This is a genomic window from Variovorax sp. 10N412 (assembly GCF_056394985.1).
The window spans coordinates 110,152-123,628 of sequence record NZ_JBFTIO010000005.1 but is presented as its reverse complement, the minus strand read 5'-3'; the positions used below and the strand labels follow the sequence as shown (position 1 = coordinate 123,628).

Sequence of the window (13,477 nt, the reverse complement as noted above, 5' to 3'; positions counted from 1 at the left end):
CGGCGAGCGAAAGACGATGCGCTATCGCACCACCATCGCCGGCCAGGTCTTCGGCTTCGACGACCTGAAGCAGGTCATGGCGGTGGCCAGCCCCGCACGCTCCGGCGACTACCTCGCGGGCGTGGGCGCGGCCACCGCGCAACAGCGTATGGCCGCGCGCCATGTGCTGGCCGACACGCCACTCAAGCAGTTCCTGACGGAAGCGCTGATTCCCTACGAGAGCGACAACATCACGCGGCTCATCATCGACAGCCACGATGCGCAGGCCTTCGCACCGGTGTCGCACCTCACGGTGGGCGACTTTCGCAACTGGCTGCTGTCCGAAGCGGCCACCACCGCCACGCTCACCGCACTGGCACCCGGCCTCACGCCCGAGATGGTGGCGGCCGTGTCCAAGCTCATGCGCAACCAGGACCTGGTGTCGGTCGCGAAGAAGTGCACGGTCGTCACGCGCTTTCGCGACACCATCGGCCTGCCCGGCCACCTGGCCGTGCGGCTGCAGCCCAACCACCCGACGGACGACCTGCGCGGCGTGGCCGCCTCCACGCTCGACGGCCTGCTCTACGGCGCGGGGGACGCGGTGATCGGACTGAACCCCGCCTCGGACAGCATGCCCGTGCTGGGCCAGCTGCTGCGCATGCTCGACGAGGTGATCCAGCGTTTCGAGATCCCCACGCAGAGCTGCGTGCTCACGCACGTGACCAACACGCTCAAGCTCGCGGAAGGCGGTGCGCCGGTGGACCTGGTGTTCCAGTCGATCGCCGGCACCGAAAAGGCCAACCTCTCCTTCGGCGTGACGCCCGAGCTGCTCGACGAGGCCTATGCAGCGGCGCTGTCCCTGAAGCGCGGCACCATCGGCGACAACGTCATGTATTTCGAAACCGGCCAGGGCAGCGCGCTCTCGGCCAACGCCAACTTCGGCGTCGACCAGCAGACCTGCGAAGTGCGCGCCTATGCACTGGCGCGGCGCTACAAGCCCTTTCTCATCAACACGGTGGTCGGATTCATCGGGCCGGAGTACCTGTACGACGGCAAGCAGATCATTCGCGCCGGGCTCGAGGACCACTTCAGCGGCAAGCTGCTGGGCTTGCCCATCGGTTGCGACATCTGCTACACCAACCATGCCGAGGCCGACCAGGACGACATGGACACGCTGCTGGTGCTGCTGGGCACGGCGGGCATCAACTTCATCATGGGCATTCCGGGCGCGGACGACGTGATGCTCAACTACCAGAGCACCTCGTTCCACGACGCCCTGTTCATGCGCGAAACGCTGGGCCTGAAGCGTGCGCCCGAGTTCGAGGCCTGGCTGCAGCGCATGCAGATCACCGACGGTGCGGGCCGGCTCGCGCCGCCTTCGTCGAACCGGCTGCTGGCCGACATGAGCGGGCTGGCCGCGCTGGCGTCATGAGCAGCGAACCGGTCACCCCCAACCCCTGGGCGCAGTGGCGCTCGGCCACCCCCGCACGGCTGGCGCTGGGCCGCGCCGGCGCCGGCATGCCGACCGACGAGACGCTGCGCTTCGGCTGGGCGCATGCGATGGCGCGCGACGCGATCCATGCGGCCCTGGACGTCAATGCGCTCCACGCCGCACTGACCGCCCAGCACTGGCAGGTGGCACGCGCGCGCAGCCAGGCGGCGGACCGCACCGAATACCTGCGCCGCCCCGACCTCGGCCGCCAGCTCGATGACGGCGACGCCACGCGACTGCTCGGCGACCGGCGCTACGGCTGCGACGTCTGCGTGGTCGTCGGCGACGGCTTGTCCTCCCTGGCGGTGGCGCGCCACGCCGTGCCGCTGCTGGCCGCCCTGCGTGCGCAACTGCCGGCGCACACCAGCTTTGCGCCCGTGGTCATCGCCACGCAGGCCCGCGTGGCACTGGCCGACGAAGTGGGTGAGCTGTTCGGCGCGGCACTCTCCGTGATGCTGATCGGCGAGCGCCCGGGCCTGAGCTCGCCCGACAGCCTGGGCATCTACCTGACCCATTCACCGAAGCGCGGCCGGCATGACGCCGAACGCAACTGCATCTCCAACGTGCGCCCCGAAGGGCTGTGCTACGAGGCGGCCGCGTTCAAGCTGGCCTGGCTGATGCGCGAGTCGCTGCGACGGGGGCTGACCGGCGTCGGGCTCAAGGACGAGAGCGATCTCGCGGTGCTGCAGCAGCGTGACACGGGGGCGCCGGGCTTGGCCGGATAGAGGCCTTTCAACATCGATAAATATCCAATAAAATGACTCTTAAGCCGGTTAATAGTCATTTTATTGATGTCAAAAAGCAGCCATAGCCTTTCCGCTCTGCCCTCGCAGACGGTCGAGCCCATTGAAAGGCTCGGCTTGCGCCTTCGCGCGCACAGGGTGCACCGCGAATGGACAATCGCTGAAATGGCCGAGCGGCTGCTGTGCTCCCCCAACACCCTGCGCGCCCTCGAATCGGGCAAGCCCGGCACCAGCATCGGACTGCTGGCCCATGCGCTGTGGCTTCTGGGCGAGATCGATTCACTCGACGGCGTGGCCCCGGCCCCCGCAGGGCTGGCCGCGAAACGCCGTGTACGCAGGTCGGCCGTGCAAGGCGCCGCCGGTGTGATTGCGGAGAACGAGCGTGACTTCTGACAACGACGAGGGCGAGCGCCGCATCTACGTCGGCCTTGCGCACCACACGGGCGAGCAGGTGCAACCGGCCGGCCTGATGAAGGTCGCTCGCCGCGGCGTCGTGGAGTCGGGCGAATTCGCCTACGGCCGTCGCTATCTCGAAGACCCCGCTGCCGCGCCGCTCAACCCCGAGCACCTGCCGCTGCGCGACGCCGCCTTCGTGCTCGCCGAACGCCGCATCCGCGACGGTGGCGCCATGCCGCTCACGCTGCGCGATGCACTGCCCGACAGCTGGGGCCGCAAGGTGCTTGAGATCCGCCAGGGCAAGCCGCTTTCGGACATCGATGCATTGCTCCTGACCAACGAGGACCGCATCGGCGCCATGGTGTTTTCCGAAGCGTTGCCCATCCGAAGCGAGGAGCCGCCGGTCACGCTCTGGTCGCTCCAGGAACTCGCCGAAGCCTCGCGCCGCGTCGAGCACGGAATGGACATCGGCCCCGACATGCATCTGTTACTGCGCGGCGGCAGCCTGGGCGGGGCACGCCCCAAGTCGGCCTTTGCGCACGAGGGCCGGCGCTGCATCGCCAAGTTCGCATCGCGCGGGGATGACCACGACGTGGAAGTGATCGAAGCGGCCACGCTATGGCTGGCCGATGCCTGTGGCATCGAAGTCCCGCCCTTTCTTCTGCAACCCCTTGCGTCAGGGCACGCCTTGCTGGTCGAGCGCTTCGACCGCGCGGGGCCGGTGACCGACGAACGGCGTTTTCACTACCTCTCGGCCTCGGCGTTGCTCGATGTGCCCTATGAATCGAGCCGGGGGAGCTACGTCGAGCTGGCGCAACTGCTGCGGCGCATCTCGCGGCAGCCGCAGGAAGACCTGGCCGCGTTGTTCCGACGCATGGTGTTCAACCTGGCGGTGGGCAACAGCGACGATCACGTCAAGAACCATGGCGCGTTGCGGGGAGAAGACGGACGGTGGCGTCTGGCGCCTGCCTTCGACCTCGTGATGCAGCTGGGCGGCCACACCGGTTATCAGGAGCTCGCCATTCTTCCGGGGCAGCACGCGTCGAGCCTTGCGCTGGCGCGTGACGCGGCACCGCACTTCGGGCTGACGGCTGTCGTGGCGGAAGAAGTCATCGTTGCGATTGGCGAAACGGTTGCACTTCATGCAGCGGCCAGTGTGGCGTCTGCCGGCGGGAATCAGGCGCTCGTACGGCGCGTTGCGAGCTTCATCGAGCAGCAGGCTGAACGCATCGGGGCTTAGGGCTGGTTCGCGGCTTTTGGTGAGGACGCCGGCTTCGGACGGCCGCTCTTGGGCTGGTAGATCTGAGCAGCTTCGGTCTGACCATGCTCTCGGCATCAACGCTTCGAATTCACAACGTGGGCTATGAAGCCCTCGCCATCAGTCGCAGGTTCTGCACGGCCGCGCCCGCTGCCCCCTTGCCCAGATTGTCGAGAACCGCGCTCAAGACGATCTGGCCTGTGCGTTCATTGCATGCGACGGCCAGGCTCATGTCGTTGGAGCCGTTGTGGACTTGCGGGTCCAGTTCGGTCAGGGGCGCGGCAGACGACATCGGCAGCACATGCACGTGCGCCGCATCGCGATACCGCGCCACCAGGCATTCGTGGATGCGCGCGCCCGAAGCATCGGCGGGAAGCATGCGCGCGTGCAGACCGATGGTGAGCACGATGCCCTGCCGGTAGCTGGCATAGGCCGGCACGAAGAGGGGCCGCTGCGCCAGGCCCGCATACAGCTCGATTTCCGGCACGTGCTTGTGCTCGAGTGCCAGGCCATACACCTTCAACGAATGCGCCGCTGCCCCCGCTCCCGCCTTTGCGCCGGCCTCGTACGCTTCCGCCCCCGCCCTGCCCTGGCCCGAATAGCCCGAGACCGCATGAATGACAAGCGGATAGTCGGCGGGCAACAGGCCCGCATCCGTCAACGGTCGCAGCAAGGCGACCGCCGCGGTGGGATAACAGCCCGGATTCGTCACCCGTGCTGCCGAGGCGATGCGTTCGCCTTGCCCTGCATCGAGCTCCGGCAGGCCGTAGACCCAACCCGGGCTGGTGCGGTGCGCCGAGCTGGCGTCGATGACGCGCACCAACGGGTTTTCGATCATCGCCACCGCATCGCGCGCCGCGGCATCGGGCAGGCACAGGATGGCGATGTCGCACGCGTTGAGCGCTGCCCGGCGGGCAGCCGTGTCCTTGCGCAGGTTGGCAGGCAGTGTGCGGATGCGGAATTCGCCGCCCCGCAGGCGGTTCTGCAGGTCGAGCCCGGTGGTGCCTTGGTCGCCGTCGATGAAGATATTGAGGTCCATGGGGAGCGATCGTAGGCATTCGGCTTCGATGGCTCTAGATAAAAATAAGCAACACCAAATTAAGAAAAGTTAAATTAGCGGCATGCGTGAACTCAGCCTCGACCACCTGCGCACCCTGGTTGCCATCGCCGATCTCGGCTCCTTGGCCAATGCCGCGCGCGCCCTTCACCTGGCCGCCCCCACCGTCACCGTTCAGATCGCGGAACTCGAGTCGCGCCTGGGCGGCCAATTGCTCGTTCGCGGGCGGGGGCCCGCGCAGGCGACCGCGCTGGGCGAGCGTTTCATCGCGCGTGCCCGCAGGCTGCTGGCGGACGCGGACGATGCGGTGGAAGACGTCAGGCGCCAGCTCGCTGGCCAGACGGGCCGCGTGCGGGTGGGCGCCTCGACGGGCGCCATCGCGCACCTGCTGCCGCCCGCGCTCCAGCGCCTGGCCAAGAACCATCCCGGCATCGACGTGAACGTGCAGGTGCTGACCTCCAACGACAGCATGGCCCGGCTCGCGGCGGGCAGCCTCGACCTTGCGGTGGTGGCACTGCCGCAGGCGCCGGTGCGCGGCGTGCATGTCACGCCCCTGCGGCGCGAGGCCGTCGTCGCCTTTCTGCCGGCCGACTGGAAGGCACCGAAGCGGCTGACCGCGCAGTGGCTGGCGCAGCACCCGCTGATCATGAACGACGCCTCCACGCGCCTGTACCGGCTGACTGCGGAATGGTTTTCCGCGGCGGGCGTGCATTGCCGGCCGCGCATCGAGCTCAACTACAACGATGCGATCAGGACGCTGGTCGCCGCCGGCTACGGCGCGGCCTTGCTGCCGCAGGAATCGCACGAGCCCGCGCGGGACCCGCGCATCGCCGTTCGTCCGCTGAGCCCGGCACTGTGGCGCCAGCTGGGCCTGGCAGTGAGCGACCGCGGCGCCAGCGGGCCGACGCGTTTCGTCCTGGATGCGTTGCTGCCTGAAAAGAACTCGGGCACATAGGTCCGCGCTGGGCCGCACGGCAGCCCGCTGAGGGCGACGCAACATGGCACCGCTGCGATGTCGGATGGACTAGCCGGTCTTCAAGGGCCCGGCGACCTCGTATGCATTCAGAACAATGCCCGACGGCATTGCTTTCGTCGTGACGAGTTCGAGGGAACGTGCCGGCGTGCCCTCCGCGAAGAAGCGTTTTCCGGTGCCCACCAGGACCGGATAGACGATCAGCAAGACCTCGTCCGCAAGCCCATGTTCAATGAGCGCAGAGGTCAGCGTGGTGCTACCCCACAGCACGAGGTTCGGCCCCGCCTGCGACTTGATGCGGCGCACGCCTTCGACGATGTCCGGCCCCACGCCTTCGAACGGCCCCCATGCAAGGCTTTCGGGGCGATGCGTCGCGACAAATTTCGTCGCCGCGTCCAGGCTGTGCGCCATCGGTCCGCCGGGTGCCTTCGGCCAGTAGCCCGACCACATGTCATAGGTGCGGCGGCCTAGCAGCAGATCGAAGGGGCTGCCCTGCGCGGCGAGCACCTCATTCAGCCCGGCGGGGCTCCGGTAGGGCGCGGTCCAGTCGGCGTACGGAAAGCTGTCTTCCCCGGAGCTTTGAATCACGCCGTCCAGCGAGATGTGCGCCATGATCTTGAGCGTTCTCATGCGGGTCCCCGTGCTTGGGTTGGGAGGTGCGGCTCGGTGTCCCCGGCGAGGCAGTCGCGGTGCCGGCAGCGTGCTGCGGATGGTAGTGGAGCCCGGCGGCGGCGTCGACAGCCACCGGCGAAAAACGCCTACAGCGCAAGGCATCCGCCGCGTACGCCGGCGTTCGCGCAAGCGGCTAGTGTCGATGGCACAAAACCACTCCAACACAAGGACGTCTCATGAAGCTCTCTCGCACTCTGCTCGCGCTTACTGTTGCTGGCGCGTTCCTCTCCATGGCCGGCGCAGCCGAAGCCAAAGGCTGCATCAAGGGCGCCGTGGTGGGCGGTGTCGGCGGGCACGTCGCAGGGCATCACGGCCTGATCGGCGCGGCGGGCGGCTGCGTGGTCGGGCGGCACATGGCCAACAAGAAGGACAAGGAAGCGGAAGCAGCCGCCGCGGCCCAGCGCGCGCCGGCAGACGCCTCGGCCCACGCCCCCGCCCGGCAGTAGGCAGGCGCAGGCGCGCGTCAGACGCGAAACCAGATCCTGCCCGTCACGTACAACGCGTAGACCAGCGCCAGCACGAGCCACAGCAGGTAGAACATGTTGGCCCAGTAGTCGGAGGCATGCGCGGCCAGGGTGTAGGCGTGGACCTGGCAGGCCCTGCCCACGCAGGGCACTTCGGCGCGAACCAACGCGCGCAAGAGTGCGAACACGAAGTAGCACGACAGGCTGGCCGTGACGACGAAACCGAAGGGCCCGACGAAGCCTTCGGTGCGTTGGTCGTTCTGGTCCCTGTAGCCTTTGCGAAGCATGTTCTGCCCGAGGCGGTACCAGACAAAGCCGACCAGCAGCATCAGTGAGTAGTAGACGAGGGAACGCATGCCGGGGATTGTCCATGGTGCATCGCCCGTTGCCCATCGCAAATGACGGACTGCGAATCCGCAGCCCGTCAGGTCGGCCGCCGGCTACGTGCCGGCGCCGCCCTCGGGCGCGTTGCGCCGCGCCGTCTCGCTCGCCTGGAACAGCTCGCCGGCCTTGCGCGCCAGATCGGCCGCAAGCCAGAGCATGTTGTCCAGATGCCGAGGCCCTTCACCGCTGCACCAGTCGATGTCTTCCCCGTGGCAGGCCCACAGGAGCGCTTCGAGCTGAGAGAGGGTGTTTTCGAGAAGATCCGACGGGTCTTGGGCGTTTCCGTCGGGGGATACCGGCGTGCGAGGCCGGGCTATAGTCTTGGTAGCCATTTTTGTGCGGTCCTTTAGAGGTAAGTGCACTTCTTTGGTTAGACGGTCGGGGTGCTACTAACACCCTGGCCGTCGCCTTTGATACCTCGCATTTGCATCGCTGCTTTCGCACCGACAACCTGCCGCGAGGCAAGCAGCCTTCAAACATGCAATGGGTGTGTGTGTAGCGCCTTCCTTGTCCCCTAGTTGGGGTAGTGAGTGACAGGGGCATTCACTGTAGAGAACAGCGCGGGCCTTGTGGCCGCCGCGTGCGGCATCAAGTCTCGATTCCCGCCAACAAATGCAGCTTCCGCCGTGCGACGTGAACGCATGCAGGCCGCGCAGCCTGGCACGGCTGATGCGTAGGTCGCTGCGGAAGTGTCACGGGCGTTGCATACGCTCGGCGCTCCTTATCTGCAACACAACAACAGGGAACGCATGCAACGCAGACTCGCCCTTCTCACCCCCATGGCCGCCGCGCTCGTCGCCTCAGGCTGCGCCAGCTTCTCGCCCGGCAAGAGCCAGGCCCTGGCCCCAGGCCAATGGGACGCCTTCAACCGCGCGCAGATCGAAGGCCTCATCGCCAGCCTCGGCAAGGGCAGCCCCGGCTACAACGCCGCCAAGCCGCCCTACGTGGTGTTCGACTGGGACAACACCAGCGTCTTCCTCGACATCGAAGAGGCCTCGCTCATCTACCAGCTCGAGAACCTGGTCTTCGGCGCCACGCCCGCGCAGCTCGAGGTGGCGCTGCGCAAGAACATTCCGAAGAAGGACTTTCTTCCCGCCTTCAACAACGCGGCCGGCCAGGCCGTGAACATCGACCGCGTGGTGCCCGACATCGTGGCCAGCTACACATGGCTGTACCGGAACTACAAGGGACTGAAGGGCGACCAGTCGCTCGCGGTGGTGGCCATGAGCCCGCACTACGGCGCCTTCACCACCAAGGTGCGCTACCTGTACGAAGCCATCGGCGACACCTTCGACCACGACACGGCCTACCCCTGGGTGACGTACCTGTTCGCCGGCATGACCGAGGCGCAGGTGCGCAAGCTCACGGCCGACACGGTGGCCTGGCAGCTGAAGGAGCCCGTCGCCAAGGTCAAGTGGACTTCGCCCACGGCGCTGCCGGGCCGCGCGGGCGTGGTGTCGGTCAGCTGGAAGAACGGCCTGCGCCTGCAGCCCGAGATGCAGGACCTGTACGCCGCCTTTCGCAACGCGGGCTTCGACGTGTGGGTGTGTTCCGCATCGTTCGTCGACGTGATCAAGGAAATTTCTTCCAACCCCGCCTTCGGCTACAACAACCCGCCCGAGCGCGTGCTGGCGATGGAGCTGGAGCGCGACGCCCGGGGCCTGATACAGCCCGAGTTCCGCCGCGGCTACGACCAGACCCAAGGCCCGGGCAAGACAAAGAACATCCAGCGCTTCCTGGTCAGCAAGTACGGCTACGGCCCGAGCTTCGTGGCCGGCGACAGCGAAGGCGACCAGAACATGATGGCCGACTTCGCCGACACGAAGAAGGTGCTGATCGTCAACCGCCTGCGCGACCCGAAGACCGACATCGGCAGGTTCTCGGCGATGGCGGTGCAGAACTACGGCAAGGCCGACACGCGCTACCTGCTGCAGGGGCGCGACGACAACACCGGCGCGTGGGTCGCCTCTCAGCTGCACACGCCGCTGGGCGCGTCGGCGGGCAAGGCGCTGAAGTAGCGGCCGGTGCCCTGCCCCCGCGGCCTGCTACGGGCTCTTGGCTACCGGCTTGATTGACTCGCGCACCTTGGCCACCTGCGCGGTCGTCACGGCCTCGCCCTGGTTGCCCCAGCTCGACCGCGCAAAGCTCAGCACGCTGGCCACGTCGGCATCGGTCAGGCGCCAGCCGAAGTCGGGCATGGCGATGGGCGACGGCGCCTGCGCGGTGCTGGGCATGGCCGAGCCCGCGAGCACCAGGCGAATGAGCGAGGTCGGGTCTTTCGCGTTCACCACGCTGTTGCCGGCCAGCGCCGGAAAGGTCTTGTTCGCGCCCGTGCCGTCGGAGCGGTGGCAGGCGTTGCAGTTATTCAGGTAGACCATCGCGCCGCTGTTGCCCTCGACCGTGCCGTTGCGCAGCGCCAGCGAGCTCGGGTGCTGCGGTGCGGCCGCGACCAGGGAGGTCTGCGACGGTGCACTCTGCACACCTTCCTTGGCGCCGAGCGACTGCAGGTACGTGGCCACGGCCTTCAGGTCCTGCGTGGACAGGTGCTGCGTGCTGTTCTGCACCACGTCGACCATCGCGCCGAAGGCGGCGGTGTGGCCGGTGCGCCCGGTCTGCAGGTACTGCACGATGTCCTCGGACGACCACTGTGCCATGGTCGGCCGGTCGGTGTGGCGCAGGGGCTGCGCGTACCAGCCGTCGATGATCGCGCCCGACAGGTACACCTCGCCCTTGCGGTCGCTGGCCGCCTTCACGCCGCCGAGCATGCTGCGCGGCGTGTGGCAGTCGCCGCAATGGCCCAGGCCCTGCACCAGGTAGGCACCGCGGTTCCACTCGGCGTTGCGCGCGCTGTCGTTCTGGTACACGCCCTTGTCGAGGTAGATCCAGTTCCAGCCGATCATCAGGCTGCGCATGCTGAAGGGCCACGGCAGGTCGGTGGCCGGCGGCTTCTGCGCGACGGGCTGCACGCCGTTGCGAAAGAAGGTGAACAGCGCATGCATGTCTTCGTCGTTCACGCGGGCGAACGACGGGTACGGCATGGCGGGGTACAGGCGGTGGCCGTCCCTGGCCACGCCTTCGCGCAGCGCGCGGGCGAACTCGGCCTCGGTGTAGGCGCCGATGCCCGCTTCGGGGTCGGGAGAGATGTTGGTGGAAACGATGGTGCCGAACGGCGTCTTCATCGGCAGGCCACCACCGAAGGCGGGCTTGCCCGGCGCGGTGTGGCAGCTGACGCAGTCGCCGGCGCGCGCGAGGTAGCGGCCGTGCTCGAGCACGGGGTCTGCGGCGGCGGACGCAGGGGCTGCGGCAGTGACCGGCGCTGCCGGCGTCGCGGCGGCAGGTGCGGATGGCGCCGATGCGGCCTCGGCAGGCGCATCGCTCTTTTGCGCCACGGCCCATGCCCCTGCGCACAGCAACACGACGGCCGCGGCGATGCCGCCGTACACACGACGCGCGCTCATGCCAGCGCCCCCGGGCTCTTCAGATACTGCTCGCGGATGGCCTTGGCCGCCCAGTACGCCAGCGCACCCACCATGCCGGTCGGGTTGTAGCCGAAGTTCTGCGGGAAGGCGCTCGCGCCCATCACGAATACATTGGGTACGTCCCACACCTGCAGGAAGCGGTTGACGGCGCTGGTCTTCGGGTCGGTGCCCATGGGCGCGCCGCCGGTGTTGTGGGTCGACTGGTAGAAGCGCACGTCGTAGTGGGCGTCGGGCTTCTGGAAGTTCAGCTTCATCTGCTTCGGCCCCATGGCCTTGGCGATCTGCTCGACCTTGGTGCCGATGAATTGCGTCATGGCGAGGTCGTTGGCCTTCCAGTCGAAGGTCATGCGCAGCAGCGGCTGGCCGTGCACGTCCTTGTAGGTCGGGTCGAGGTCGAGGTAGTTGTCGCGGTAGGCCATCACCGAGCCCTGGCTGCCCACGCTGGCCTGGTAGATGTAGTTTTCCTTCACGGCCTTCTTCCAGCCCGCGCCCCACGCCGGCGCACCAGGCGGCAGGCTCATCTGCTGGATCGGCCGCCCGCCGGTGTTGATGGCATTGATGGTGGCGCCGCCGATGAAACCGAGCGGCCCATGGTCGAAGTTGTCGCCGTCGAAGTCGTCGATCACCGAGCCGCTGGCGCCCGCGCCGACGAAGGGGTTCATCGGCTGGTTCTTGTCGAAGAACAGGCTGGCGCCGCCGTTGAGCTGGTAGGCATAGTTGCGGCCCACCACGCCTTCGCCGGTGGCCGGGTCGTACTTCTTGCCGATGTTCGACAGCAGCAGCAAGCGCACGTTGTGGAACTGGTAGGCGCACAGCACCACCAGGTCGGCCGGCTGCTCCACCTCGTTGCCTTCGGCGTCGATGTAGGTCACGCCGGTGGCGCGCTTGCCGTCGGGCGACATGTTCACCCGCAACACATGCGATTTGGTGCGCAGCTCGAAGTTGGGCCGCTTCATCAGCACCGGCAGCAGCGTGGTCTGCGGCGAGGCCTTCGAGTACATGTAGCAGCCGTAGCGCTCGCAGAAGCCGCAGAAGTTGCACGGCCCGAGTTGCGCGCCGTGCGGGTTGGTGTAGGCACGCGACGCGTTGGCGGCGGCCTGCGGGAACGGGTGGTAGCCCAGCTCGCGCGCGGCCTTCTCGAACAGCACCGCGCTGTTGACAGAGGCCAGCGGCGGCAGCGGAAACTCGTTGGCGCGCGCGCCTTCGAAGGGGTTGCCGCCGGGCTGGATCTTGCCGCCGATGTTGCCGGCCTTGCCCGAGGTGCCGCAGATTTTCTCGAACTGGTCGAAGTGCGGTTCCAGCTCTTCATAGCTCACGCCGAAGTCCTGGATGGTCATGCCCTCGGGAATGAACTTCTTGCCGTAGCGCTCTTCGTAGGTGCTGCGAATGCGCAGGTCGCTCGGCAGCGGGCGCCAGTGGTGGCCGTTCCAGTGCACGCCCGCGCCGCCCACGCCGTCGCCGGGCAGAAAGGAGGCGAGCTGCCGGTACGGCACGGCGATCTCGGCCGGGGTGTGGCGGATGGTGACGGTCTCGCGCGAGAGGTTCTGGAACAGCTTGCCGCGGATGCCGTAGCTCAGCTCGTCGGTGATGCGCGGGTAGGCGAAGTCGGGCTGGGTGTCGCGGTTCTCGCCGCGCTCCAGCGCCAGCACCTTGAGGCCGGCGCCGGTGAGCTCCATGCCCATGATGGCGCCGGTCCAGCCGAAGCCGACCAGCACGGCGTCGACACTGGGTTTCCTGATGTTTGCCATGGTGCGTGCGCCCCTCAGCCCTGCGGGCCGGCGATGCTCACCGGCGGCAGGTTGTACTTGACGCCGGGTCGGTCGACCCAGTCGGCGTAGTCGGCGCGCGCGCCGGGGAAGCCGATCATCTTCCAGGCGGCGGCGTTCTTGTTGCCGCCGTGGATGGGGTCGCTGAAATAGCCTTCCTTGGTGTTCTGCAGCAGGAAGCCGAAGAAGTCGGTCGCGCCCACGCCGTCGAGCGTGACGCTGCCGGCCTCCAGGCCCTTGAGTACCTCGTCCTGCTGCGCCGCGGTGAGTTGCGCGAAGGGCTTGTCGGCGAACTGCTTGCGGCAGTACGCGTCGGTGGCCGCGATGCCCGCGCGGTACACCTCGCGTGGCGGCATCTTCTTCTGGTAGCCGAACAGCGGCGACACCTCGACGAACGGGCCCTGCATGTACCAGGTGGCCGCATGGCCGAAGGCGCCTTCCATCTGCCGGTCGATGAACTCGGGCACGCCCGCTTCGATGGCGCCGGGGCCGGTGTCGTCGGAAGGAATGAGCCGGCCCACCGCGGCCTGCACGAAGGTCCATTCGTTGGCGTTGAAGTAGACCGGGGTGTAGGCAGCCGCGGGACTGGGCGAGGCGGCTGGGGCCGGGGCCGATGCAGCGGGCTGCGCCAGCGCCGCCCCTGTGAGGCCACCGGCGCCGAAGGCCGTGGCGGCCGGCACGATGGCGATGGACCGGCGCAGGAAGCCGCGCCGGTCGGAATGCGAGACGTCTTTCATCGCGTTATGTGCGGCATGGGGCCGCGTGTTGTTGTGCGAACGTTCATCATCGCGATACGGCGCGCAACATCTTGTAG

At 67.6% G+C, this 13,477-nt stretch carries 14 protein-coding genes; 7 read left to right on the top strand and 7 right to left on the bottom strand.

What is annotated here, in order from left to right; translation table 11 throughout:
- The first annotated feature begins 16 nt into the window (after positions 1 to 16).
- The 4 genes from AC1DJH_RS14655 (at position 17) to AC1DJH_RS14640 (ending at position 3,850) form a co-directional block, all read left to right on the top strand.
- Positions 17 to 1,411, top strand: coding sequence for an ethanolamine ammonia-lyase subunit EutB (locus AC1DJH_RS14655; protein WP_478186129.1), 1,395 nt, complete (start codon positions 17 to 19; stop codon positions 1,409 to 1,411).
- Entirely contained in the window at positions 1,408 to 2,196 is a 789-nt protein-coding gene (gene eutC / locus AC1DJH_RS14650) for an ethanolamine ammonia-lyase subunit EutC (protein ID WP_478186128.1), read from the top strand. The genes AC1DJH_RS14655 and eutC overlap by 4 nt, the downstream gene beginning before the upstream one ends.
- Positions 2,197 to 2,262: 66 nt before the next feature.
- Positions 2,263 to 2,607: a helix-turn-helix domain-containing protein gene (locus AC1DJH_RS14645; protein ID WP_435486145.1), complete on the top strand. Its 345-nt coding sequence runs from the start codon at positions 2,263 to 2,265 to the stop codon at positions 2,605 to 2,607.
- Positions 2,597 to 3,850: a type II toxin-antitoxin system HipA family toxin gene (locus tag AC1DJH_RS14640; protein WP_435486144.1), complete on the top strand. Its 1,254-nt coding sequence runs from the start codon at positions 2,597 to 2,599 to the stop codon at positions 3,848 to 3,850. Before AC1DJH_RS14645 ends, AC1DJH_RS14640 begins: the two co-directional genes overlap by 11 nt.
- A gap of 121 nt (positions 3,851 to 3,971) precedes the next feature.
- On the opposite strand, the gene argC is transcribed toward AC1DJH_RS14640, so the two are convergent.
- Positions 3,972 to 4,907 (bottom strand): N-acetyl-gamma-glutamyl-phosphate reductase, encoded by a 936-nt coding sequence (gene argC, locus AC1DJH_RS14635; RefSeq protein ID WP_478186127.1) that lies wholly within the window; start codon positions 4,905 to 4,907, stop codon positions 3,972 to 3,974.
- An 82-nt stretch (positions 4,908 to 4,989) separates the two neighbouring features.
- Between argC and AC1DJH_RS14630 the strand changes: the two genes are divergently transcribed.
- Positions 4,990 to 5,880, top strand: coding sequence for a LysR family transcriptional regulator (locus AC1DJH_RS14630; RefSeq protein WP_478186126.1), 891 nt, complete (start codon positions 4,990 to 4,992; stop codon positions 5,878 to 5,880).
- 69 nt (positions 5,881 to 5,949) lie between these two features.
- Here AC1DJH_RS14630 and AC1DJH_RS14625 read toward each other — a convergent pair whose 3' ends face one another.
- On the bottom strand, positions 5,950 to 6,528 hold the full coding sequence (locus AC1DJH_RS14625) for a dihydrofolate reductase family protein (RefSeq protein ID WP_478186125.1): 579 nt from the start codon (positions 6,526 to 6,528) through the stop codon (positions 5,950 to 5,952).
- 218 nt (positions 6,529 to 6,746) lie between these two features.
- On the opposite strand from AC1DJH_RS14625, the gene AC1DJH_RS14620 reads away from it, so the two are divergent.
- Positions 6,747 to 7,016 carry a hypothetical protein gene (locus AC1DJH_RS14620; RefSeq protein ID WP_472115852.1) on the top strand — a complete coding sequence of 90 codons (270 nt, stop codon included), beginning with the start codon at positions 6,747 to 6,749 and terminating at the stop codon, positions 7,014 to 7,016.
- 17 nt (positions 7,017 to 7,033) lie between these two features.
- Here AC1DJH_RS14620 and AC1DJH_RS14615 read toward each other — a convergent pair whose 3' ends face one another.
- Both AC1DJH_RS14615 and AC1DJH_RS14610 read right to left on the bottom strand, forming a co-directional pair.
- Positions 7,034 to 7,390, bottom strand: coding sequence for a hypothetical protein (locus tag AC1DJH_RS14615; RefSeq protein ID WP_478186124.1), 357 nt, complete (start codon positions 7,388 to 7,390; stop codon positions 7,034 to 7,036).
- An 84-nt stretch (positions 7,391 to 7,474) separates the two neighbouring features.
- Positions 7,475 to 7,750 carry a hypothetical protein gene (locus AC1DJH_RS14610; RefSeq protein ID WP_472115857.1) on the bottom strand — a complete coding sequence of 92 codons (276 nt, stop codon included), beginning with the start codon at positions 7,748 to 7,750 and terminating at the stop codon, positions 7,475 to 7,477.
- Positions 7,751 to 8,167: 417 nt separating this feature from the next.
- On the opposite strand from AC1DJH_RS14610, the gene AC1DJH_RS14605 reads away from it, so the two are divergent.
- Positions 8,168 to 9,436, top strand: a complete 1,269-nt coding sequence (locus AC1DJH_RS14605) for an HAD family hydrolase (protein WP_478186123.1) — start codon at positions 8,168 to 8,170, stop codon at positions 9,434 to 9,436.
- A gap of 27 nt (positions 9,437 to 9,463) precedes the next feature.
- Here AC1DJH_RS14605 and AC1DJH_RS14600 read toward each other — a convergent pair whose 3' ends face one another.
- The 3 genes from AC1DJH_RS14600 to AC1DJH_RS14590 are packed head-to-tail and all read right to left on the bottom strand — an operon-like array spanning position 9,464 to position 13,400.
- On the bottom strand, positions 9,464 to 10,876 hold the full coding sequence (locus AC1DJH_RS14600; protein ID WP_472115864.1) for a c-type cytochrome: 1,413 nt from the start codon (positions 10,874 to 10,876) through the stop codon (positions 9,464 to 9,466).
- Positions 10,873 to 12,645, bottom strand: a complete 1,773-nt coding sequence (locus tag AC1DJH_RS14595) for a GMC family oxidoreductase (protein WP_472115867.1) — start codon at positions 12,643 to 12,645, stop codon at positions 10,873 to 10,875. The genes AC1DJH_RS14600 and AC1DJH_RS14595 overlap by 4 nt, the downstream gene beginning before the upstream one ends.
- A 14-nt stretch (positions 12,646 to 12,659) precedes the next feature.
- Positions 12,660 to 13,400 carry a gluconate 2-dehydrogenase subunit 3 family protein gene (locus tag AC1DJH_RS14590; protein WP_472115870.1) on the bottom strand — a complete coding sequence of 247 codons (741 nt, stop codon included), beginning with the start codon at positions 13,398 to 13,400 and terminating at the stop codon, positions 12,660 to 12,662.
- Between the last annotated feature and the right edge of the window lie 77 nt (positions 13,401 to 13,477).